Source organism: Plantimonas leprariae (assembly GCF_008802405.1).
Taxonomy (GTDB): Bacteria; Pseudomonadota; Alphaproteobacteria; order Rhizobiales; family Rhizobiaceae; genus Plantimonas; species Plantimonas leprariae.
In genome coordinates, this window is sequence record NZ_VZDO01000001.1 from 300,400 (window position 1) to 322,460 (window position 22,061).

Annotated in this window: 25 protein-coding genes; 12 read left to right on the forward strand and 13 right to left on the reverse strand. The window is 70.1% G+C overall.

Going from position 1 to position 22,061, the window contains the following annotated elements; genetic code table 11:
- Positions 1–43 precede the first annotated feature (43 nt).
- From iolE to F6X38_RS01370, 4 genes are all read left to right on the forward strand, one after another.
- Positions 44–949, forward strand: a complete 906-nt coding sequence (gene iolE, locus F6X38_RS01355) for a myo-inosose-2 dehydratase (protein ID WP_150967729.1) — start codon at positions 44–46, stop codon at positions 947–949.
- A gap of 23 nt (positions 950–972) precedes the next feature.
- The gene (gene iolB / locus F6X38_RS01360) at positions 973–1,779 is read left to right on the forward strand and encodes a 5-deoxy-glucuronate isomerase (protein ID WP_150967730.1); all 807 of its coding nucleotides are present in this window, start codon (positions 973–975) and stop codon (positions 1,777–1,779) included.
- 135 nt (positions 1,780–1,914) lie between these two features.
- Positions 1,915–2,448: a hypothetical protein gene (locus tag F6X38_RS01365; RefSeq protein ID WP_150967731.1), complete on the forward strand. Its 534-nt coding sequence runs from the start codon at positions 1,915–1,917 to the stop codon at positions 2,446–2,448.
- Positions 2,449–2,672: 224 nt separating this feature from the next.
- Positions 2,673–3,011 carry a hypothetical protein gene (locus F6X38_RS01370; protein WP_150967732.1) on the forward strand — a complete coding sequence of 113 codons (339 nt, stop codon included), beginning with the start codon at positions 2,673–2,675 and terminating at the stop codon, positions 3,009–3,011.
- A gap of 28 nt (positions 3,012–3,039) precedes the next feature.
- Here the strand turns inward: F6X38_RS01370 and F6X38_RS01375 are convergent, their stop codons facing one another.
- Together F6X38_RS01375 and F6X38_RS01380 are read right to left on the reverse strand one after the other, a co-directional pair.
- On the reverse strand, positions 3,040–3,741 hold the full coding sequence (locus F6X38_RS01375; protein WP_150967733.1) for a glycosyltransferase: 702 nt from the start codon (positions 3,739–3,741) through the stop codon (positions 3,040–3,042).
- Between the two features lie 139 nt (positions 3,742–3,880).
- Complete coding sequence (locus F6X38_RS01380) at positions 3,881–4,546, reverse strand: hypothetical protein (protein ID WP_150967734.1); 666 nt, start codon at positions 4,544–4,546, stop codon at positions 3,881–3,883.
- A gap of 134 nt (positions 4,547–4,680) precedes the next feature.
- Between F6X38_RS01380 and F6X38_RS01385 the strand changes: the two genes are divergently transcribed.
- The 4 genes from F6X38_RS01385 to F6X38_RS01400 all read left to right on the forward strand — a co-directional run bounded on the left by F6X38_RS01385 (position 4,681) and on the right by F6X38_RS01400 (position 6,728).
- Positions 4,681–5,217: a sigma-70 family RNA polymerase sigma factor gene (locus tag F6X38_RS01385; protein WP_150967735.1), complete on the forward strand. Its 537-nt coding sequence runs from the start codon at positions 4,681–4,683 to the stop codon at positions 5,215–5,217.
- Positions 5,207–5,995: an anti-sigma factor family protein gene (locus tag F6X38_RS01390; RefSeq protein ID WP_202617910.1), complete on the forward strand. Its 789-nt coding sequence runs from the start codon at positions 5,207–5,209 to the stop codon at positions 5,993–5,995. The genes F6X38_RS01385 and F6X38_RS01390 overlap by 11 nt, the downstream gene beginning before the upstream one ends.
- 148 nt (positions 5,996–6,143) lie before the next feature.
- Positions 6,144–6,326, forward strand: a complete 183-nt coding sequence (locus F6X38_RS01395) for a hypothetical protein (protein ID WP_150967736.1) — start codon at positions 6,144–6,146, stop codon at positions 6,324–6,326.
- 60 nt (positions 6,327–6,386) lie between these two features.
- A complete protein-coding gene (locus F6X38_RS01400) occupies positions 6,387–6,728 on the forward strand; it encodes a hypothetical protein (RefSeq protein ID WP_150967737.1) in 342 nt (113 codons plus the stop codon).
- 21 nt (positions 6,729–6,749) lie between these two features.
- On the opposite strand, the gene F6X38_RS01405 is transcribed toward F6X38_RS01400, so the two are convergent.
- Positions 6,750–7,094 carry a hypothetical protein gene (locus F6X38_RS01405; protein WP_150967738.1) on the reverse strand — a complete coding sequence of 115 codons (345 nt, stop codon included), beginning with the start codon at positions 7,092–7,094 and terminating at the stop codon, positions 6,750–6,752.
- A 330-nt stretch (positions 7,095–7,424) separates the two neighbouring features.
- Here F6X38_RS01405 and F6X38_RS01410 point away from each other — a divergent pair, with 330 nt between their 5' ends.
- Positions 7,425–7,964: a DUF3597 domain-containing protein gene (locus F6X38_RS01410; RefSeq protein WP_150967739.1), complete on the forward strand. Its 540-nt coding sequence runs from the start codon at positions 7,425–7,427 to the stop codon at positions 7,962–7,964.
- A 60-nt stretch (positions 7,965–8,024) separates the two neighbouring features.
- Entirely contained in the window at positions 8,025–8,192 is a 168-nt protein-coding gene (locus F6X38_RS23605) for a hypothetical protein (protein ID WP_202617911.1), read from the forward strand.
- Positions 8,193–8,227: 35 nt separating this feature from the next.
- Here F6X38_RS23605 and F6X38_RS01415 read toward each other — a convergent pair whose 3' ends face one another.
- The 6 genes from F6X38_RS01415 to F6X38_RS01440 form a co-directional block, all read right to left on the reverse strand.
- Positions 8,228–9,217, reverse strand: coding sequence for an ABC transporter permease (locus F6X38_RS01415; protein WP_246191128.1), 990 nt, complete (start codon positions 9,215–9,217; stop codon positions 8,228–8,230).
- On the reverse strand, positions 9,214–10,194 hold the full coding sequence (locus F6X38_RS01420) for an ABC transporter permease (protein WP_150967740.1): 981 nt from the start codon (positions 10,192–10,194) through the stop codon (positions 9,214–9,216). Before F6X38_RS01420 ends, F6X38_RS01415 begins: the two co-directional genes overlap by 4 nt.
- Positions 10,191–11,729 (reverse strand): sugar ABC transporter ATP-binding protein, encoded by a 1,539-nt coding sequence (locus F6X38_RS01425; RefSeq protein ID WP_150967741.1) that lies wholly within the window; start codon positions 11,727–11,729, stop codon positions 10,191–10,193. Before F6X38_RS01425 ends, F6X38_RS01420 begins: the two co-directional genes overlap by 4 nt.
- Before the next feature lie 65 nt (positions 11,730–11,794).
- The gene (locus F6X38_RS01430; RefSeq protein ID WP_150967742.1) at positions 11,795–12,922 is read right to left on the reverse strand and encodes a sugar ABC transporter substrate-binding protein; all 1,128 of its coding nucleotides are present in this window, start codon (positions 12,920–12,922) and stop codon (positions 11,795–11,797) included.
- 184 nt (positions 12,923–13,106) lie between these two features.
- Positions 13,107–14,447 (reverse strand): sigma-54-dependent transcriptional regulator, encoded by a 1,341-nt coding sequence (locus F6X38_RS01435; RefSeq protein WP_150967743.1) that lies wholly within the window; start codon positions 14,445–14,447, stop codon positions 13,107–13,109.
- On the reverse strand, positions 14,444–16,309 hold the full coding sequence (locus F6X38_RS01440) for a sensor histidine kinase (RefSeq protein ID WP_210248873.1): 1,866 nt from the start codon (positions 16,307–16,309) through the stop codon (positions 14,444–14,446). Before F6X38_RS01440 ends, F6X38_RS01435 begins: the two co-directional genes overlap by 4 nt.
- A gap of 233 nt (positions 16,310–16,542) precedes the next feature.
- Between F6X38_RS01440 and F6X38_RS01445 the strand changes: the two genes are divergently transcribed.
- Positions 16,543–17,880 carry a dicarboxylate/amino acid:cation symporter gene (locus F6X38_RS01445; protein ID WP_150967745.1) on the forward strand — a complete coding sequence of 446 codons (1,338 nt, stop codon included), beginning with the start codon at positions 16,543–16,545 and terminating at the stop codon, positions 17,878–17,880.
- Between the two features lie 60 nt (positions 17,881–17,940).
- On the opposite strand, the gene F6X38_RS01450 is transcribed toward F6X38_RS01445, so the two are convergent.
- The 4 genes from F6X38_RS01450 to F6X38_RS01465 all read right to left on the reverse strand — a co-directional run bounded on the left by F6X38_RS01450 (position 17,941) and on the right by F6X38_RS01465 (position 20,809).
- Positions 17,941–18,576 carry a hypothetical protein gene (locus F6X38_RS01450; protein WP_150967746.1) on the reverse strand — a complete coding sequence of 212 codons (636 nt, stop codon included), beginning with the start codon at positions 18,574–18,576 and terminating at the stop codon, positions 17,941–17,943.
- A gap of 37 nt (positions 18,577–18,613) precedes the next feature.
- Positions 18,614–19,399 carry an anti-sigma factor family protein gene (locus F6X38_RS01455; protein WP_150967747.1) on the reverse strand — a complete coding sequence of 262 codons (786 nt, stop codon included), beginning with the start codon at positions 19,397–19,399 and terminating at the stop codon, positions 18,614–18,616.
- A complete protein-coding gene (locus F6X38_RS01460; RefSeq protein ID WP_150967748.1) occupies positions 19,389–19,937 on the reverse strand; it encodes a sigma-70 family RNA polymerase sigma factor in 549 nt (182 codons plus the stop codon). Before F6X38_RS01460 ends, F6X38_RS01455 begins: the two co-directional genes overlap by 11 nt.
- A 233-nt stretch (positions 19,938–20,170) precedes the next feature.
- The gene (locus F6X38_RS01465; protein WP_150967749.1) at positions 20,171–20,809 is read right to left on the reverse strand and encodes a LysE family translocator; all 639 of its coding nucleotides are present in this window, start codon (positions 20,807–20,809) and stop codon (positions 20,171–20,173) included.
- Positions 20,810–21,178: 369 nt separating this feature from the next.
- On the opposite strand from F6X38_RS01465, the gene F6X38_RS01470 reads away from it, so the two are divergent.
- Complete coding sequence (locus F6X38_RS01470) at positions 21,179–22,057, forward strand: AraC family transcriptional regulator (protein ID WP_150967750.1); 879 nt, start codon at positions 21,179–21,181, stop codon at positions 22,055–22,057.
- The last annotated feature ends 4 nt before the right edge of the window (positions 22,058–22,061 follow it).

Here is a 22,061-nt window from a genome sequence, read left to right on the forward strand (position 1 = left end):
GGCACCGATCCATTCTTTCTTTCTCACGCGCGGGGAGCGCCCGATGATCCTCTACGGCACCAACCCGATCGCCTGGTCGAACGACGACGACCATTCCATCGGGGCGCATCTGACCCTCGACGACTGCCTGACGGACTGCCGACGGATCGGCTTCGACGGCATCGAGAAGGGCCACAAGATGCCGGACGAGGGCGCGGCGCTGAAAAGCGCGCTCGGCGCCTATGGCCTCCGTTTCGCCGCCGGCTGGCATTCCACCAACCTCCTCGTCAACGATCTCGACACCGAGAAGGCGGCGCTGCAGCGCTTCATCGACATGGTGCGGCTTGCCGGCGGCGACCACGTCAACGCCTGCGAATGCTCGAACACCGTCCACGGGAATGACGCGGTTCCCGTGAACGACCGGCCGATCATGATCGACGCCGAATGGCAGCGCTTCTCGGCCGGCTACGAGGAACTCTCGGCCTACGCGGCGGCCCAGGGCGTCAAGATGGGCTACCACCACCACATGGGCACGATCATCGAGTCGGCCGACGACATTCACCGCTTCATGGCGATGGCGGGCCCGCAGACGCGACTCCTCCTCGACACCGGCCACTGCACCTTCGGCGGCGCCGACCCGGCCGAGATCGCCGAGCGCTACATGGACCGGGTCACGCATATCCACGCCAAGAACGTGCGGGCCCCGATCGCGCGGCAGGTGCGCGAGGAAGGCTTGAGCTTCCTCGAAGGGGTGCGGCGCGGCGCCTTCACGGTGCCGGGCGATCCGGAGGGCTCGGTCGCCTTCGAACCGGTGCTCGCCATCGCCGCCAAGCACGGCTACGAAGGCTGGCTGGTGATCGAGGCCGAGCAGGACAGCTTGGTGCGGGAGCCCTTCCAATACCAGGACATGGGGTTTCGGGCGCTGAAGCGCATGGCCCGCGAAACCGGCCTCGACAAGGCGGCCGCGTAGACGCCCCCGAAGGAGATCCGGTTATGTCCCCGCTGCTTCGCCGGCCCTTCGGCACCCACGGCAAAGTCCACGAGATCACGGCGCAGGGCGCCGGCTGGCGCCATGTCGGCTTCTCGCTCTACCGCCTGCGAGCCGGCGAGAGCGCTGCCGAGGCGACCGGCGCGAACGAGGCGATCCTCGTCATGGTGGAGGGCAAGGCGGCGTTCCGGGCGGCGGGGCAGGACTGGGGCGTGCTCGGCGAGCGGATGGACGTCTTCGAGAAGACCGCCCCGCACTGCCTCTACCTGCCGGACGGCCAGGAATGGCAGGCGACCGCCGAGACCGACTGCACGCTCGCCGTCTGCCTCGCGCCGGGCCGGGGCGGGCACGCGGCGCGGCGCATCGGCCCGGACGGGATCACCCTCACCAGCCGCGGCCGGGGTACCAACACCCGCCACATCAACAACATCGCGATGGAGAACGAGGACTTCTGCGACAGTCTCCTCGTGACAGAGGTGTTCACGCCCGCCGGGCACTGGTCGAGCTACCCCTCGCACCGACACGACGAGGACGACTTCCCGCGCATCACCTATCTCGAGGAAACCTACTACCACCGCCTGAACCCGGGCACGGGTTTCGGCGTCCAGCGCGTCTACACCGACGACGGCACCCTCGACGAGACGATGGCCGTCCACGACAGCGACGTGGTGCTGGTGCCGCGCGGCCATCACCCCTGCGGCGCCCCCTACGGCTTCGAGATGTACTACCTCAACGTCATGGCCGGCCCGCTCAGGAAATGGCGCTTCGTCCCCGACCCCGCCATCGAATGGATCATGCAACGCGACGCGTGACGCGCCCGGCGACAGGTCGATTTCCGGAAAGGCATCGGACTTCGGATCGCCTGGGGGACGGACCTTGGTCCGAAGCGGCCCCGCGCGCGGCTGCGCATGATGGGCTGTCGACCCCGCTCGCCACAGGAGAATCCAATGCTCGGCAACAAGAGGGCTGAAGTCCGCCTCGCCGGACTCATCGTCGCCGCCGGTCTCGCGCTCGCCGCGCCGGCCGGGAGCGCCTATGCCGCCGGCGATGGCGGCGGCGACATGCCGACCTGCAAGCGCGGCGAGGTCTACAACAAGAAGCTGAAGAAGTGCGTCAAGCAGGATACCGCGGCGCTCTCCGACGACGAGCTGACGGACTACGCCTACGCTCTCGCCGAGGCGGGCCGCTACGACGAAACGCTGGCGGTCCTCACCACGCTGCACGATCCGAACACCGCCAAGGCGCTGAACTACAAGGGTTTTGCGACGCGCAAGCTGGGGCGCACCGAAGAAGGCATCGGCTACTACCTCCAGTCCGTTAAGCTCGATCCGCGCTACGCCAAGGTGCGCGAATATCTCGGCGAGGCCTACGTCATCCAGGGCCGCAAGGACCTCGCCCGCGACCAGCTCGCCGCGATCGAATCGATCTGCGGCAAGGCCTGCGAGGAATATCGCGACCTTGCCGAGGCGATCGACGGCTGAAGTCCCCAACCACCGGACGGGCGGCGGCCATCCCGCCGTCACGCAGCCTTCGGAAACCTCTGGTAGAGGGCTCGCGGCGAACGGTGCGGCTTTCCGTTCGACGGACGCTTCCGGCCGGGCCGTCATCGATCCCGGTTCCGGCCGGGGGCCTCGCGCCGCGGGGATTGCCGCCGGCTCCCTCGCCATGGCTTATTCGACGGAGCGCCGTTGCTTCAGGAGCCCCCATGCGTCGTCTTCCGGCAGCCTTCGTGCTCATCCTGGCGTCGATGGTCGGCGCGACTGCCGCCGAGGAGTTCGCTCCGGGGCAGCGGCCGGGCGAACGATCCGCGACGAGCAGCGAGATCGAGGCGGCGGCGGTCGGCCGCAGCTTCCGCAGCGGCCTCTCCTACGGCCGCGACGGCAGCTTCGCCTTCAGGAGCGGCATGCTGGGTCGGTACCGCATCCTGGACGGCTCGATCTGCGTGACCTTCGCCAGCGGCAGGAACCGTTGCGACAAGGTCTTTACGGACGGCAAGGTGTTCGTCCTTATCGACAAGCGCGGGAAGCGCTATCCGTTCCGATGAGCCTCGGGCGGGGGCAGGTCCCGGCGCCTCAGCCGGGCGTGAAGCCCGGATCGAGGGCAGCGGCCTCGCGGCGCCAGACGTCGGCGTATTCGACCTGTTGCCAGTCCTTGAACCACGGTCCGCCGCGCGTGTAGTGCACCGCCTTCGGCTCGCCCTCCGCCGGCATCTCGTTCCACCCTTCCAGCCAGTTCCATTCTGTCGGCAGCGCGCCGATCTCCGAATCGGTCGCCCAAGCCATACGGTGGAGATAGGCGCCGCTCTCGCGGTTCACGAGTTCCGGCGTCAGCTTGCGGGTGGAGGGATGCGCGCAGTTGAACAGCATGAAGGACGACCAGTTCTTGCGCGGGTAGCTGGTCTGGACTTTCCCATCCATCTTCACGCCGTCCTTCGGCCGGTAGTCGTGCTGGACGCAGAGCACCGCCTTCGAAGCGTCGAGGTAGCCTTCCAGTTCGCCGAGGTCGCCGAAGAACAGGAAGTCGCAGTCGCAGAACAGCGCCCAACCCTCGAAATCCGCGAGAAACGGCGTCAGGAAGCGCGAATAGGTAAATTCCGTCGAGGCCAACGGATCGACCTCGCGCGTGTAGATGCCTTGCGCGACGAGATCCGGCAGCTTGATCGGGCGAATGTCGAGCGGGACCGACGAGCGCGCGAGCGCGGTCTGGCGCGCGACGTCGTAGGCGACTGTCTCGCGCGAGTCCCACCCGATGAAAATCCTGGAGAATCCGGTCATGCCGCTGCCTTGTCGTCGATCCTTCGCGTCGCCGCCGGCGCCGTCCCCGGCAGGCCGACGCATGCTGCGAAGCCGAAGAGGTGTACGCGCCGCGCGTCGTTCCATTCCCCGCGCGGCCTGAAAAGGTGCGGGGCTTGGCTCAAGGCGTCCACAGGCGCATGCCCGTGGCGTCCGCAAGTTCCGGCTCGGTGGTCGCGACGCGGGCATTGCCGGCGAGGCGCGCCAGCGCGAACGTGTCCTCCTCCACCTGCCGCCGCGGCCGGTTGAGCGTGTCGTAGGAATGACCCTGCCGGGCCAGCGAAACGCCGGTCAGGACGATCTCCGGAACGCCGAAATAGAGGCCGTAGCAGGCGGCGACGATGCCGTTCGAAGGGTAGCCGTGGGAGCCGACCGAACGGACTTCGGCCCCGATGACGGCGGCGACCACCTTGAAGCGATCGGGTTTGGCGATCCGCATCACGCTGCCGGCGGTGACGCGCCGGTGCTTCGTCGCCAGACGCAGCCGGAGCAGGCTCGCCGGCGTCCGGGTGAACCAGATGAGGCCGTGCGTCGACAGGGTCGGGTGCACGGTCCAGTTGACCTTCGCCCGCCGGATCGTCAGGTCGGCGGGACCGAGCCCCAGCCGGTCGGCGGTGAGACCGGAATTGTTGATGTCGACGCGCGCGTAGGAGCGGGCGAGTTCGGGATAGAGGGTCGGCTGCGGCGCGCCGCCCAGCACGTACCAGGGCCGATCGAGCATATCGAGCCCGCCCAGCCAGCGCCGCTGGCTTCGCGCGAAACGGTCGAGACCGTTCATCCTGTCCATCGGGTCCGCCGCTTCCCGTTGATCCCTGGCGATGTACGCGGAGGCGCCGCTTTTATTCCGGGGTAGGATTCAGCTTCGTGACGCGACCGTTCGCAGGCTTGGAATAGACCGGCGTTTCGCTTCGTATGCGCTGCATGACGGACTGGAAGACCCGCGACGTGGAGGAGGCGCTGCCGGCGCTGCGCCGGTATGCGCGCGCCCTGACCCGCGATCCGGGCGCCGCCGACGATCTGGTGCAGGACACGCTCCTGCGCGCCTACGAGCGGGCCCGGACTTTCCGTTCGGACCGCTCGCTCAAGGCATGGCTCTTGTCGATCCTGCATAACTGCTTCGTCGACAACGAACGGCGGCAGGCAGTGGAGCGCCGGCACCGCGACGATCCGGCGCGTGTCGACGCGCTGGCAGCCGCGGCACCCGCCGATCCCGAATACCGCCTCTACCTCCGGCAGGTCGCGGAGCGCTTCGCCGAACTGCCCGTCGAGCAGCGGTCCGTGCTTCATCTGGTGGCGGTGGAGGGCATGAGCTATCACGAGGCGGCGGAAGCCTTCCGGCTTCCCGTCGGCACGATCATGTCGAGGCTGAGCCGGGCGCGCGAGCGGCTACGCCGCGCCGAGGAAGGCGTCCCGCACGGTTCGCCGCTCCGGATCATTGGAGGCCGCGATGAGCGCTAGCCCGGTTTCGGACGCGGAGATCGAGGCCTATCTCGACGGCGAGCTCGAACTCGAACGCCGTCTGGCGGTGGAGGACCATCTCGCCCGCCGGCCGGACGCTGCCGCCCGGCTCATGGCCGAGATGCGCGGCCGGACCGCGCTGCGCCTCCTTGCGGCGGAAACGGACCCCATGCCCGGCGAGATCCGCGCCTCGGGTGCGCTGCTCGCCCGCCGCCTCGGCGGGAGGCAGGGCTTTCGCTTCGCCGGCCCGCTCGCGGCGATGGCGGCGGGAGCCGTTCTCGCCGTCCTCGCGCCGCTGGCCGTCGTCGGGCCGACGAGCGACCGGCCATCCTATGTCGAGGACGCGGTGACGTCCTACCAGACGGGGCTGCTGCGCGCCGCAATGGTCTCCCAGATCGAGAGCCCGACCTTCGACGCCAAGGAGCTCCAGGCGAGCACCCGCATCAGCGTGCCGCCGCTGCCGGACGGCTGGACGATCACCGACGTCCAGGTCTTCCCGTCCGACGAAGGTCCTGCGGTGCAGATCATGATCGACACGGACGCGCACAGCCGCGTCTCGCTCTTCGCGGTGCATGCGCCGTCCACGGCGCCGGTGTCGCCGGCGGCGGTACGCCACGGCGCGACGTCGGTCGCCTTCTGGCAGGCCGACGGCGTGTCCTACGCGCTGACCGGAACCGAAAGCCCCGAAGCGCTCGACCGCTCGGCCGAGAGCGTGGCCGCGCAACTCGTCACGCCGGCCGTCGTCCCGGCGGTGCGCTCGCCGCGCGGAAACGGCTGAAGCGAACCGCAGGCGGCGCGTCCGTTTTAACCGGCTGTTATCCTTGCCGAACTATAGTCGGGGTCGATCAAGTCCTCAGCATCGTCGTGCCGGAACTCGACCGCAATTGCGGGATTGGTTGGACCGCCACGTTCCCTGCGAGACCGTCATGACCGCGACCGAAACCATCTGGGCCGTCGAAAGCTGCGCCATCACCGAAGCCGAAGCCCTCCGGCGGAGCGGCGCGGAAACGATGGTCGCGCTCTATCGCATGGCGATCCTCGAACTCGCGCCGCAACTGCGCCGGCCGGCGCGCGCGGACGCGCGCCGCCCAGCGGCCCGGGCGGCCTGAGCGTCACCTGGCCCTATCCACACTTTCCCCTTCCACGCCCCCGTTGCACGAGAGCCCGCGATGAATCGCCGCCCTGCCGCCGCCGCCACGACGCCGTCCTGCCCGGTGCCGCTCGAACTTCTGGCGCTGCTTCTGCGCTCCGACGCAGGCCGGCTGCGCGCCATGATCGACGAGCTGCCAGAGACGCCGCGAGCGGCGCTCGCGCTCTACTGCTTCAGCCGCTACCACCTGCGCCGGCTCGGCCTCTCGGTCGCGCTGCGGTGCCCGGAGCGCTCGCTCGAAGCCGTCGGCGGCTCCGACGGACGGCAGGTGCTGGCGCTGGCCCGCGACGCATCCTGGTCGGACGACGAACGGGTGCTGCGCGAGGCGCGGCCGGCCGCGCCGAAGCGGGCCGCCGCATAGGTTCGCGGCAAAGGCCGGCGATCAGCGGATGCTCGGCGCCGGCCAGCCGGGAACCACCTCGCCGTCCGCGTAGCAGAGGACCGAGGCGGAAGTGACGCAGGCGCCGAGCGAAGCGGCCTGCAACGGCTTCGCCACCGCCTGCTCGTCGGGATGAAGGGCCGCCGCGCCGCCGGCTGCGGACGACGGCTTCGGGGTCGCGACCGCCGCCGCGGCGCGCGCGGCGTCCAGGCTTCCGTGCTCCCGTCCCCGCTTCGAGGCGACGACCGTGCCGGCCGGCTGCGGACCGTTGGTGATCTGATCGGCCGCGGCCTCGCCGCCGACGGCGACGAGACAGGCGACGAATAGCGGCAGCGCGGATCGGCGCATGGTGGAACTCCTTGGCCCGGCCATCCAGATCGCATGCCGGGATTGACGTCCAGTTTCCCCGTTCGGTCCGGTTCGATCTATATTTCACCGCATGCAGCGCGATCGCGACAGCCTCCGCTCCCCTGGCACCTGGCGTTCCGCCATGAGGGCGATGTTCGCGGCCGGCGCGATCCGCCTCGTCCTCCGCCTGATGCTCATCGTCGCCGTCGGGGTGGTTCTCTTCCTGCTGAGCTGGCACGGGAACTGAAGCGCCGCCGGAACGAGCCGGACTCGCCGCCGTTCTCGCAGCGATCGCGTTCAAACGGACGCGGCGCAGCCAAGGACACGACGATGAGCGTATTCGGGAAGATCAAGGACGCGATCTTCGGCAGGCACGCCGAGGCCGCCGAAAATCCGGCCGGTGGCCAGTCGGGCGTCAACACTTCGTCCGGCGGCGCGCCGGCCCAGCCGTCGACGCCGGCCAGCGCCCCGGCCGCGCCGCAGGCCGCCCCGTCCGGCGCTTCGCCCGAGCCGCAGTCGAGCCCGGCCCAGCCGACCGCCGCGCCCGGCGCACCCGCGCAGCAGCCTGCCTCGGCCGGCACGGCGCCCCAGTCGAAGCCCGCGGCTTCCGCCTCGGTCGACGTCGAGCGAATCATGGATCAGGCGGTGAAGGCGCACGGTCAGAAGCTCGACTGGCGTCACTCGATCGTCGACATGATGAAGGCGCTCGACCTCGACAGCAGCCTGTCGGAGCGCAAGGAGCTGGCAGAGGAACTCGGCTACCACGGCGACGCGAACGATTCGGCAGAGATGAACGTCTGGCTGCACAAGGCGCTTCTGAAGAAGCTCGCCGAGAACGGCGGCAAGGTGCCGGCCGACCTCACGGACTGACGGCGACCGGCCGGCCGCGCTTCCAACGGCCGGCCTACCACCCCCTGCGGGACTACCACGATGTTTCTCGAAAGCGGCTGGCGGCCGAAGGAGGATCCGGATCGCGGCCCGCCCCGCATGTCGGCGCGCGACGAGCGCACGCTCATGTGGTTCATCGTCGTGATGGCACTCCTGCTTCTCGTCGCGCCGATCGGCGGCGGGACGATCGTCGGGGCCTTTTTCCGGTAACGGCTGCGCGCGTTCGGCGGCCGCGCCCCGTTCCGTCAGCTTCGGTCGGCCTCGCCGCGGCCGTAGGTGAGGAGCATCGCGATGATCACGGTGCCGTAGATGATCTGCCGCCCCGCTTCCGGCATCTGCATGACGGCCAGGATCGACTGGAGAAGCGTGATCAGGACCACCCCGGCGACGGTGCCGAGATAGTTGCCGCGCCCGCCGAGGATGTTGGTGCCGCCGAGCACCACGGCGGCGATCGCCGGCAGGAGATACGGGTCGCCCATCCCCTGATAGGCCTTGGTGGAATAGCCGGCGAGCAGCACGCCGGCGAAGGCCGCCGCCGCGCCCGAAAGGACGAAGCAGCCCACGATGACGAAGTTCGTGTCGACGCCGGAAAGGTAGGCGGCCTGCTCGCGGTTGCCGACCGCATAGACGCGCCGCCCGAAGGCCGTCCGCGTCAGGATGAAGACGACGAGCGCCCCGACCAGCACCCAGACGAAGAGCGCGTTCGGGATGCCGAGCGCGAGGCGGCCGACGGCGAGATCGTGCATCAAGTCGGTCGCGTGATCCTGCGGGGCGGAGCCGCCGGTGTGAAGCACCATCAGCCCCTGCACCACGGCGTTCATGCCGAGGGTGAAGATCATCGAGGGCAGGCGCAGATAGGCGACGCCGATACCGTTCACGAGCCCGACCGCCGCGCCGCAGAGGATCGCGACGGGAATGGCGGCGATGCCGCCGGCCGTGCCGTACCAGCCGGCCACAGCCGTCGCCATCATCGCGCCGAGCGTCACCGTCCACGGGATCGACAGGTCGATATGACCGAGGAGGATGACGAGCATCGCGCCCGACGCGACGACGCCGAGGAAGGCGCTGATCTGAAGCTGCTGCAGCAGGTATTCCGGCGACAGGAACTGGCGCGAATACATCGCGCCGCCGACGAGGATCAGCGCGATGCAGCCGAAGGCGATCGCGACGGACCGGTCGAGACCGAGCGGCGGCGCGAAGCGCGCCCTCGCGGCGGCGGGCTCGGCGTCGCTCACGCGAAGACCTCCAGGCGGTTGCGAATCCGGAAGATGCGGACCGCGCCGAGGCTGACCGCGGCCAGCAGCACGACGCCCTGGAACAGCGGCTGCCAGAGGGGATCGAGGTCGAAGACGAAGAGAAGGTCCTCGATCGTGCGGAGCACGAAGGCGCCGAAGATCGACCCGATCGCCGAGCCCCAGCCGCCGAACAGCGAGGTGCCGCCGATCACCACGGCCGCGATCGAGTTCAGCGTATAGGTGCCGGCGATCGGCGCGGAAGCCTCGCCGGAGTAGGTGTTGAAGGTCAGCATCAGCCCGCCGGCGGCGGAGAGCAGCCCGCTCAGCGTATAGGCGGCGAGGCGCGCGCGGCGGACGGGAACGCCCGACATGTAGGCCGCCTGCTCGTTCGAGCCGACCGCATAGGCCGCCCGGCCGATCGGCGAATGGCGGTAGGGCAGCCAGACGACAAGCACTACGGCGAGGAGAATCAGGAGCGACGTCGGCAGGGCGTCGAAAAGCTGGCCGGTGGCCCAGTCGGCGATGTCGGACTGCACGTCGCCGCCGGGGTCCGGGCGCACCAGCAGCGCGAGGCCGTAGTAGATCGCGCCGGTCGCGAGCGTCGTGATGATCGGCTGCAGGCGTCCCCAGACGACGATCGCGCCGTTGAGAAAGCCGCAGGCCGTGCCGGCGAGGAGCACGGCCATGCAGCCGGCGAGCCCCTCTCCCACCGAGCCGAGCACGATCCGCGAGGCGAGGCAGTTGGCGAGGACGAAGATCATGCCGGCGGACAGATCGAGGCCGCGGGTGAGAACCGGCAGCGTCTGCGCCATCGCGACGAAAGCGAGGAGCACCGCCTTGTTGGCGGCCGTCGCGACGACGCCGGCGCTGAGCCCCGCCGGATGGTTGCCGACATAGACCGCGAACATCGCGATCGACAGCGCCACAGCCGCGAGAAGCCCGGCATTGTGCGACAGGCGGTAGCGCAACCCGTTCATGCCGCGCGCTCTCGGCTTGCGTCGACGTTGAGGGCGGCGGAAACGAGGGCCCGCTCGTCGAGCGCCGCGCCGGCGAGTTCGCGCGCGACCGTGCCGCCGTACATCACGAGGACGCGGTCGCAGCAGCCGATCAGTTCGGCATAGTCGGTGGAATAGAACAGGACGGCCACCCCCCCGTCGGCGAGCTCGCGCAGGAGCCGGTAGATCTCCTGCTTGGTGCCGACGTCGATGCCGCGGGTCGGATCGTTAAGGAGCACGACGCCGGGGCCGGTCATCAGCCATTTTGCCAGCACCACCTTCTGCTGGTTACCACCGGAGAGGGTCGAGACCGGTGCGGCGAGGCTCGGCAGCTTGATGCACAGCTTCGCGACCATCGCGTCGATCGCTTGCCCCTCGCGCCGACGGTCGATCGCGGCCCCGCGCTTGAAGCGGAACAGCGAGGCGAGGCTCATGTTGTCGCCGACGCTCATCGGCAGCATCAACCCTTCGGTCTTGCGGTCCTCGGGGATCAGCGCCAGCGGCAGCTTGGCGCGGATCGCCGCGCGCGGGCCGGCGAGGCGCACCGGCCGGCCGCCGACCTCCAGGGTGCCGCCGACGCCCTTCAGGACGCCGAACAGCGCCAGGAGCAGTTCGCGCTGCCCCTGCCCGTCGAGGCCGCCGAGCCCGACGATCTCGCCCTGCCGGACGTCGAGCGAGACGTCGCGCAGCTCGCGGCCCCAGGCGAGGTTCCGCGCGGCGAGCGCGACCGGCGCCGCGGCGGCGGGGTCGCGCGCCGGCTTGTCGGGATACTGGTGCGTCAGTTCGCGGCCGATCATCATCTCGACGATCGCCCCGACCGAGCGCTCGCCTTTCGCGAAGGTCTCGATGCGCCGGCCGTTGCGGAACACGCTGGCGCAATCCGCCAGCGCCTCGATCTCCGGCATGCGGTGCGAGACATAGAGGATGCCGACGCCTTCCGCGGCGAGCCGCCGGATGACGCCGTGGATGCGCTCGACATCCTCGGCGGTGAGTGCCGAGGTCGCCTCGTCGAGGATCAGGAGCTTCGGATTCCGCCCGAGGGCCTTCGCGATCTCGACCATCTGGCGACGCGACAGGGGCAGGTCGCGCGCGAGCTGGAGCGGATGGACGTCCTCGCAGCCGACGCGGGCGAGAAGCTCGCGCGCCCGCCGCATCTGCGCCCGCCCGTCGATGAGGCCGCCCCGCTTCGGCGGGTCGGCGATCGACAGGTTGTCGGCGACCGTCAGGTCGGGCAACAGCGACAGTTCCTGGAAGATGCAGACGACGCCGGCCGCCGCGGCGTCGCTGGGTTTGCGGAAGCGCACCGGCCGCCCTTCGACCAGAAGCTCGCCCTCGCTCGGATCGGTGACGCCAGACGCGATCTTGATCAGCGTCGACTTGCCGGCGCCGTTCTCGCCGAGCACGGCATGGATTTCGCCCGGATAGGCGGCGAAATCGACGCCGGAGAGCGCCGCGACGCCGCCATAGCGCTTCGACACGCCCTTCATTTCGAGGATCGGCGTCCGGCCGGAGGACATGGGCGGTCTCGCGGAAGGCTGAAGCGTCCGGGCCGCCGCGACGGGCGGCCCAAACGCGGCGCTCGTTACTGGTCGGACTTCGACTGGCCCATGATCTCCTGGGCGGTGAAGTTGATGCCGCATGTCGGGAAGGCGTTGCCGACGAAGAAGTTGTCGGACTCCTTCGAGTAGAAGTTCTCGCCGTCCTTGAAGTTCGGGTCCTCGGTGACGGACAGCGGCAGCGCGATCGACTGCGGCACGACCTGTCCTTCAAGCGCGGCGATGGCGGTCTTCATCGCGACCGCGACCTGCGCCGGGCCGGAGCCGGCCGAGACGCATTTCAGGCCGTCGCTGGAATGCTCCGAGCAGAGCTTGCGGAAGCCGTTCTCGGTTTCGCCGCCGACCGGCACGAAGGGATGGCCGGCGTCGATCATCGCCCGGACCGTGCCGGTCGAGCCGCCCTGCACGGACACGCCGTCGAAGTGCTTGTGGACCGCGATCGCATCGGCGACGACCTTCTGCGCCGTGCCGTCGTCCCAGCGGCCGACCACCTCGACCGACTCCCACTGCCCGCCCGACTTCTTCAGCACCTCCTCGATGCCCTCGTGGCGGTCGCGGTCGACGCTGGTGCCGGTGACGCCGCGCACTTCCAGGAGCTTGCCCTTGTTGCCGGGCACCTTCTTGACCAGCCAGTCGGCCCAGAGTTCGCCGAGCCCCTTCTGGTTGACGTTGACGTTGATCGCCTCGTCGGTGTCGAGCGTGTTGTCGAAGGCGACGAGCACGACGCCGGCCTTGTTCGCGCGCTTCACCACGGGCTTGAAGGCGGTCGGGTTCTGCGCGTTGACGATCACGGCGTCGTAGCCGGAATTGATGAAGTTATCGACGGCGGCGATCTGCGCGGCGACGTCGTCGCCGGTGGAGACGACCTTGAACTCCTTCAGCTTGGCCTTGACGTCCGGCTGCTCGGCATAGGCCTTCGCCGTCTGCACCATCTGGATGCGCCAAGTGTTGCCGATGAAGCCGTTGGCGAGCGCGATGCGGAAGGGCCCATCCTTCTTTTTCCATTGGAAGAACTTCGTTTCCGCCGTCAGCGGCTTGAAGCATTCCGTGTCGGCGCTCGGCCCCTTGACCGTTTCCGGCCCGGCGGCGAACGCGCCCGCCGTCGAGGCCGCCCAGGCGACGCCGGCGGCCAGAATCCAGGCTTTCCTCGACATGCTCTTCCCCTCCCCAACGATCCGATCCGGATCCCGAACGCCGCGCCGCGAGCCCAAGGCCCGGAATGACGGGCGAACGGCTCTCCCAAACCGACTCGCCGCCGCGGCAGACGTCCCTCGCCCGGCACTCTGCGCCAAGCGGAAACGGCTGTCGACTGGGCAAGACGGGTGATGCGCCGGCAGTTCAGCGAAAATCCTTCGGCGCGAGACCGTGGCGGGCGAGCTTGTCGTAGAAGGTCTTGCGCGGCAGCTTCAGTTCCTCGACCGCCGCTTGCGCGTCGCCCCTGTGCCGCGCCAGTGCATCGCGCAGGAGCCCTGCCTCGAAGCGCGCGACCCGTTCGGCGAGACCCGATCCGTCCGCTTCCAGAGGTTCCGGCGCGCTCCCCTGCGGCTCGATCCCGAGGGCGACGCGCTCTGCGACATGCGCGAGTTCGCGGACGTTGCCGGGCCAGTCCTGGCGCATCAGGCGGTCGCGCAGCGCCGGGGTCAGATCCGGCGGCTCGCGGCGGAAGCGCCGGGCGGCGCGCGCGAGGAAGTGCGCGAAGAGCAGCGGGATGTCGTCCTTCCTCTCGCGCAGCGGCGGCACGCGCAGCGTCACGACGTTCAGGCGGTAGTAGAGGTCCTCGCGGAAGTCGCCGCGCGAGGCAGGGTCCGACAGGTCGACCTTGACGGCCGCCACGACGCGCAGGTCCACCGCCCGGGTCCGGTTGATGCCGAGCGGCGCGATCTCGCGCGATTCCAGGACGCGAAGCAGCTTCACCTGCAGGGCGGGCGGCATCGATTCCAGCTCGTCCAGGAACAGCGTTCCGCCGTCGGCATGCTCGATCCGGCCGATCCGCCGGCGGTCGGCGCCGGTGAACGCCCCCCGCTCGTGGCCGAAGAGCTCGCTTTCCATCACCGCTTCCGGCAGCGCGCCGCAGTTGAGGACGACGTATTCCCGGTCGCGGCGGGAGCTGAGCCGATGGATCAGCGCCGCGACGATCTCCTTGCCGGAGCCGGTCTCACCCTGAACGAGCACATCGACGTCGGCGCCGGCGATCTGCCGGATGGTCTGGCGCAGCCGCTCCATCGCCGGCGTTTCGCCGAGGAGCGGCAGGTCCTGCGCACCGGTCTCGGCGGCCGCGCGCAGACGCCGGTTCTCCATCACGAGCCGCCGCTTCTCGACGGCCCGGCGCAGGCTCACGGCGAGGCGTTCGCCGGGATAGGGCTTGGCGATGAAGTCGTAGACACCCTCCTTGAGCGAGGACACCGCCGTCTCGATGTCGCCGTGGCCGGTGACGAGAATCACCGGCAGGTCGGGGTCGCGCCTCTTCAGTTCGCGGAACAGCGTCAGGCCGTTCGTGCCGGGCATGCGCAGGTCCGACACGACGACGCCCTCGAAGCCGGCGTCGAGCGCGGCGAGCGCGGCGTCCGCCGAGGCGAACAGGCGCGGCTCGTAGCCGGCAAGGTCCAGCGTCTGCGCGTTGGCCTCCAGCAGTTCCCTGTCGTCGTCGACGAAGGCGACCGGGGTCCTCGTGTCCGTCATGGGGCGATGCTCGGCAGGCGGATGGTGAAGACCGTGCCGCCGCCCGGCCGCTCCGCTGCTGCGAGCGTGCCGCCGAGTTCGGTAACGATGTCGGCGGAGATCACAAGGCCGAGGCCCGTCCCCTGCGCCTTCGAGGTGCGGAACGGCGTGAACAGCACGGGCCGGATCTCGGCCGGGATGCCGGGACCGTCGTCGGAAACGGTGATCCGCACCTCACCGTCGGCATTCGCGACGTCGATCGCGACATGGCCGTCGCTCCGCCCTTCCAGCGCTTCGAGCGCGTTGCGGACGAGGTTGACGAGCACCTGCTCCAGCCGGATGCGGCCGCCCATGATGGTCGCCGCCCCGCCCGTCGAGCGGCGCTCGAGCGCGACGCCGCTTTCGCGGATGCGGCTGTTGAGGATCAGGAGCGCACCGTCGACGATCCCCTCGACGGCGAGCGGCTCGATCGCGCCCTTGCCACGGCGGGAGAAGTCGCGGAGCGTATCGGTGATCGCGGCGATACGGTCGGTCAGGCCGACGACCTTTTCGAGGTTGCCGTCGGCGCGCTCCGCATCCCCTCTCGCCAGGAACGAATGCGCGTTCTCCGCATAGGTGCGGATCGCGGCGAGCGGCTGGTTGATCTCGTGCGCGACGCCGGCCGTGACCTGCCCGAGCGTCGCGAGGCGGTTCGCCTGGGCGAGGTCGTCGCGCAGCGCGACGACGCGCGCTTCCGCCTTCTCGCGCTCGGCGATCTCGCCGGTCAGGCGCCGGTTGGCGCTGGCGAGGTCGGCGGTCCGCTCGGCGACGCGACCTTCCAGTTCGGCCGCCGCCCGTACCCGCTCCTCGCGGCGGAGCCGGGCGAGACGCCCCCGCCGCACGAGGAAGAAGCCGATGAGTCCGAGCAGGGCCAGAACCAGCGCGGCGACCAGTCGGGCGAGGCCGGCGGCGCCGGCGAGTTCCCGGCCCGCCGGCACGAGGAGATGCAGGCGCCAGCCGGGCAGCCCGCCCGGCACCGCGCCCGCCGCCATGGCGAACAGCCGGCTTTCGTCCGCACCGGTCCCGATCCGGACGAAGCCCGCGAGGTCGGCATCCTCGGCGATCCCCAGGGGCGCGAGGCCGGCGGCGCCGAATTGCATGCTGTCGCGGATCGCGGCCGCTTCCGCCGCCGGGATCGGTCGAAGCGTCCGGAACCGCCAGTCCGGCACGCTGGACGCGACGACGATGCCGCGCTCGTCGGCGACGAAGACCGGCTGGCCGCCGTGCCGCCAGTCGTCCTCCACGGCGTCGAGCTCGACTTTCACCACGACGACGCCGAAGCCGGGACGATCGTCGCGGTCGATCCGGGCGGAGAAGTAGACGCCGGGCCGGCCGCTGACGGTGCCGAGCGCGTATTGCTCCGCCGCGCCGCTCGCGAGCGCGGCGCGGTAGTAGTCGCGAAAGGCGTAGTCGCTGCCGACGAAGCTCGTCGGCTCCCGGTAGTTGCTGGCGGCGACCGCCGTGCCGGACGCGTCGAGGATGTAGATCACGGCGGCGCGGGTCGCCCGCGCTAGGCGTTCGAGCTTCGCGTCGACGGCGGCGAGCCGCGCCGGGTCGCGTGTCTGGATGGCAGCGGCGACGGCCGGGTCCTCCCGCAGGATCAGCGGCAGGGCCCGCTGCTTTTCCAGCTTGCCCCGCAAGGCGGAAACCGCGGACGGCACGCGCGCCCTCGCCTCGGCGAGCAGGCTCTCCGCGGCGAAGCGTCGGGCCGTTTCACCGGCGACGAACACGGCCGCGGCGGCGAGCGCGGCGAGAAGCAGCACCGCCGCCGTGCGACCGCGCGTCCACGCGCCGTCGCCCGATCGGCGTCGCGCACGCTCCCGAAGCGGTCTTTCGAGCGGCATCGCCATCGGTGCGGATTATCGCACAAGCGACGCAAGGCGCGAGCGGAATTTCGCATTCTTTGGAAGAGGAGGAACGGCGCTTGTGGCAGACGAACGGCAAAGCACCGGTTCCGACCCGGCGGCGAGGCGTTTGGCATGGCGCTTGCAGGATCGGGTTCGCGACCGGTGCCGGGCGGTCGCCGAGGAGGAAGGGCGCGCCTTGCTTGCGCCGCGCCGGTTTGGAGGGAATCGTCATGCTCACCGCAACTCCGGTGCATCCGGCCGCCGCGCCGCCCGCGCCGACGCCGTTCTATCGGCATCTCTACGTGCAGGTCCTGGCCGCGATCGCGCTCGGCATCCTGCTCGGCCACTTCTATCCGGGCACCGGCGCGGCGATGAAGCCGCTCGGCGACGCCTTCATCAAGCTCGTCAAGATGATCATCGCGCCGGTGATCTTCCTCACCGTCGTCACCGGCATCGCCGGCATGAGCGATCTCGCCAAGGTCGGCCGCGTCGTCGGCAAGGCGATGGTCTACTTCCTGACCTTCTCGACGCTGGCGCTGATCATCGGCCTCGTCGTCGCCAACGTCGTCCGGCCCGGCGCCGGCTTCAACATCGATCCGGCCACGCTCGATGCCGGCGCGGTGCAGACCTATACGCAGAAGGCGCACGATTCGACCGTGACCGGCTTTCTGCTGAACATCATCCCGGACACGATGATCTCGGCCTTCGCGACCGGCGACATCCTGCAGGTGCTGTTCATCGCCGTGCTGTTCGGCATCGCCCTCGGCATGGTCGGCGAGCGCGGCCGGCCGGTGCTCGACTTCTTCGAGGCTCTGACAGCCCCCGTGTTCCGGCTGGTCGCGATCCTGATGAAGGCCGCCCCGGTCGGCGCCTTCGGCGCGATGGCCTTCACGATCGGCAAGTACGGCATCGGCTCGGTGGCGAACCTCGCGATGCTGGTCGGCACCTTCTACCTGACCTCGCTCCTGTTCGTGCTCGTCGTCCTCGGCCTCGTCTGCCGCTACAACGGCTTCTCGATCCTGGCGCTGATCCGCTACATCAAGGAGGAGCTGCTCCTGGTGCTCGGCACCTCGTCGTCCGAGGCGGCCTTGCCCTCGCTGATGAAGAAGCTGGAGCAGGCCGGCGCGAAGCCCTCCGTCGTCGGGCTCGTGGTTCCGACCGGCTACTCCTTCAACCTCGACGGCACCAACATCTACATGACGCTGGCAGCGCTCTTCATCGCGCAGGCGACCAACATCGACCTGTCGCTCGGCGACCAGATCCTGCTGCTCCTCGTCGCGATGCTGTCCTCGAAGGGCGCGGCCGGCATCACGGGCGCGGGCTTCATCACGCTCGCCGCGACGCTGTCGGTAGTGCCCTCGGTCCCGGTCGCCGGCATGGCGCTGATCCTCGGCGTCGACCGCTTCATGTCGGAATGCCGGGCGCTGACCAACATCACCGGCAACGCCGTCGCCGCGCTCGTGGTCGCCCGCTGGGAGGGCGAACTCGACAAGGTGCAGTTGCAGGCGGCACTCAGCGGCCATCCGGGCCCGGCGCCCGACGAACTCGCCGCCGTCCCGGCCGAATAGCGGCCGCTGGCGCCGCGGCCGGCCTCGTCCGCGAAACGGGGCCGGCCGCCGCTCGCGCCTTCAGCGCAGCAACCCTTCCGTTTCGAACGCCTCCCAGCCCTGCAGCCTCGGCCGAACGGCCTGGCTCGGGGCGCGCCTTTCGGTTCCCGCGACCGCCTTGCCTTCGCCGGCCCGGGTCCGCGCCGCCTTGCCCGCGGCGCGCTTGCGGTTCTCCCTGATCGCCGCCGCATCCTCCTCCCGCCAGATCGTCGGCAGGTCGCGGTCGAGGACATCCTCGACATGCCTCGGGTCGAAGACGTGGAAGGTCACGGCCTTGGCGCGGCCGCGCAGCTTCACGGTTCGCGTGCCCGCGCTCCTGAGGCGCCCGTCGCGGGTCCATTTCAGCCGCTCGCGCGCGGAGATCGTCAGGATGTCCTCGACCTCGCCCGGCAGCACCGGCAGCGCGGCGATCCCCTCCAGCGCCGTCGCGACGATCGCCCTCGCGGCCGCGAACTCGGCCGCTTCGCCGTCAGGCATGCGCAGCGCGATGCAGCCGGAGGCGACTGCGAGGCAGTTCCGCAACCCCCATGGCAGGCGCGCCCGGATCTCGCGCTCGATCCCCGTCGCCCTGACGGCCGAGCCGAGCGCCGCCGCGACCGGAAACGGCCACTCGGCGGCGAGCGGAGGGGAATCGCTCTGGCTTTCCGCGGATGTCATCCCGCTCCAACGATGACCCGGCCCGGATCGTTCGCGCTCAGCCGGCGGGCGCGAGGCGGGAGCGGAAAAGGTCCGCGAACTGCCGGAGTTCCGCGCCGTTGAGATCGGACACGGCGAAGTAGGTGAGGTCGCCGGCATCCCATCGCAGGATCCGCGAGCCCTCGCGCGGCGCGGGATCGGCCGCGCCCTCCCCTTCCCGTCGCGGAACGACGGTGACGCTGATCACGTGCTGGCGGCGGCGGTAGACGAGCGTCGGCACCTTCTCGCCGCCGACGACGTCGACGCGTCCGCCCGCCAGCGGAAAGCCTTCCGCGCCGAAGTCCGGCACGTCCGGCGCGACCACGGTCCGGCCGTTGAACCAGGGCTTCACCACGTGCCGTTCGGAGGAGGCGATGTCGAAGGGCGCGGGCGCGGCGAGCGCCCTGATGTGGCCGGCATAGACCGCGTCCAGCGTCCGGCTGCCACCGCCGCCGGCGCGCCAGGCGTCGGACATGGCGTAGCCGATCGCCCCGCCGCCCGCGAGCCCGAGCAGGAGGCAGGCAGCCGCCGCCAGCCAGGGCGGGGTCCCGCGCCGCCTGGACGGCGGGGACAGCACCTCGACCTTGCCGAACCGCTCGGCGAGCCGGGCCTCCAGTCCTGCCGGGACCGGCGTCTCCGCCAGCGTGCGGCGAACCGAGCCGGACAGCGCCTGCAGCCGCTCGAACAGTTGCCGCAAGTCCGGGTCGGCGGCCAGCCGGCGCTCCATCTCGATCGTCTCGCCCGCCGACAGCTCGCCGTCGAGATAGGCCGCGAGCAGCAGGTGATCCTCCTCGTCAGGCCGCATCGCCGCCTCCATCGAAGCGCGCCAGGAGATGCCGGCGCGCCCGGGCGAGGCGCGACATCACCGTGCCGACGGGTACGCCGCTGATCTCGGCGATCTCCCGATAGGAGAGGTCGTGATATTCCCTGAGAACGAGAACCTCCTTCATCGCGAGCGGCAGACCGTCGATCGCCGCCGTGAGCCGAGCCGCGTCCTCCCGCGCGATCAACGCCTCTTCCGGGGTGGGAGCGGGATCGGCGCTGACGCCGCCGCGCTCCAGAACGAGCTGGTCGTACCCCTGTAACTGTTCACTGGATATGGTTATTCCCGGACGGTGCTTTTCCAGCCAGGAATAGCAGGCGTTGCGCACGATCGTCAGGAACCAGGCGCGCACATTGTGCTCGACGAGCCGGTCGATGGCGAGAAAGGCCCGCAGGGACGCTTCCTGCATGACGTCCTCGGCGTCGGTCGGATTGCCGGTCAGCCAGCGGGCCAGCCGGAAGCCGTCGTCGAACCGCGGCAGAATGAGCCGGTCGAACCTGATCCTGCCGTCTGCGCTCAAGCGGGGCTGCCTCCGCCGCACGGCAGGCCGTCCCGACGCCCCGCGCCCGAAGGCCGGCGATGCTTCCGCCGGGTGATGCGGGTCTCACCCCGGCAGGCCCTGATCGGCATGGCGATCCTTCGAATCGTCACGGGCGCTCGTCGAGTAGAATCACCCGGACACGCGGCCGAGCATGCATCGGCGGACCGGAATTGACCAGATGTTTCGCAAGGTAAACCGACGTTCCGACCACCTCACGGAGCATACGGGATGCGGGTGGCGAGAGCGGCGCTGAGCCCGATCATCACGAGGCCGCAGAGATTGCGCTGGATCGGCAGGACGCGCGGCCAGCGCCGCATCCAGCCGCCGATCCGCCCGGCGAGGAGCGCGACGGAGCCGAGCGTCACGGCCCCGGCGAGCTTGTGCAGGATGCCGAGCACCAGCATCTGCAGCCATACCGGCCCGGCCCGCGGATCGACGAACTGCGGCAGGACGACGAACAGGAAGAGGAACGACTTCGGATTGGTCAGGCTGCTGACGGCTCCCTCCCAGAGCGCGTCCCCGAGCCCGGCGGGCCGGACGGCGACGAGATCGGGAGCCCGCAGCCGCGTCGTCAGCATCCGGATCCCGAGATAGCAGAGATAGGCCGCGCCGGCCGAGCGCAGCAGCGGCATGAATGCCGGGTGGCTGCGGATCAGCGCGCCGAAGCCGAAGACGAGCATGGCGATCTGGACCGCGCCGGCGACGAGCACGATCCCGGCGATCGTCGAGAAGGCGACCTTCGCACCGTGGGCGATGCCGCGGTCGAGGATCAGGAGCATGTCCGGGCCGGGCGAGAGCTGCAGCACAAGGAGCCCAAACAGGAACGGAAGGAGAGCTTCGAACGGGGGCATCGTGCGGGTGCCGCCGTCATCGCCGCGCGCGGGGCGTCATGACCTTCGCCGGCCCGAGCGGGCCCTGCCGCTCCCGACCGCTTCTCGACGCTGCGGCATGCTGCCCCTCCCCGACCGGCGTTGCCGCCGCACGAGGAACCGGGCTCGGGTGCGCTTTATTCCCGGGCGCTCGGCCGAAATCGCCACCGGGCCCCGAAACCGCGAACCTGCGAGAAGATCAAAAAAGTATCGGCACGCGCCCCGAATCGTGGTGGCGCGGCCGGCGGCGCGGCACTACCGTTCAGATCGTGGCCAGGCCGGGAGCGAGCCGGGCGACGAAGAAGAACAGGGCGCGGCAACGCATCGCGCCTGGCTTCGGGAGGAAGCTCGATGGCACCAGACCTGGAGCTCGTGCAGATACGGCGCGGCGAATCCTTCGCGGCGTGGTCGCACGGCTATCCGTACCATACCGTCCGCTGGCACTTCCATCCGGAATACGAGCTGCATCAGGTCGTCTCGACGACCGGGCGGTATTTCGTTGGCGACTTCATCGGCGAGTTCGAACCCGGCAACCTCGTCCTCACCGGCCCGAACCTGCCGCACAATTGGGTCAGCGACCTGCCGGAAGGCGCGACCGTGCCGCTGCGCTGCCGGATCGTCCAGTTCAGCGAATGCTTCATCGACGACGCGGCGAAGGTGCTGCCGGAGCTCGCCGCCCTCGCGCCTCTGCTCGCGGCATCGCGGCGCGGCGTCCTGTTCGACGCGGGCACGAGCGCGGAGCTCGCCCTCGCGATCGAGGAGCTGATGGGCGCGCACGGCATGCGGCGGCTCGAACTCTTCATGACCGTCGCCGGAACCTTGAGCCGGGCGCAGCGCACCGAGCCGCTGGCGAGCGCCGGCTACCTGCCGGACCCTTCCGGCTACATGTCCGTCGGCCTCAACAAGGCGCTCGCCTTCATCCGCGAGAACCTGACGCAGCCCTTCGGCGAGGTGGAGCTCGCGGCGATCGCCGGCCAGTCGACCAGCGCCTTCTCGCGCACCTTTCGCCGCCATACGGGCATGCCGCTCGTCCAGTACATCAAGCGGCTGCGGATCAACCTCGCCTGTCAGCTCCTGATGAGCGACGAGAACGCCACGATCACCGACATCTGCTTCGGGTCGGGCTTCAACAACCTGTCGAACTTCAACCGCCAGTTCCTGGCGGAGAAGGGCATGCCGCCCTCGCGCTTCCGGCGGCTGCTCGCCGACAACGTCACCCTGGCCGCCTGAGCGG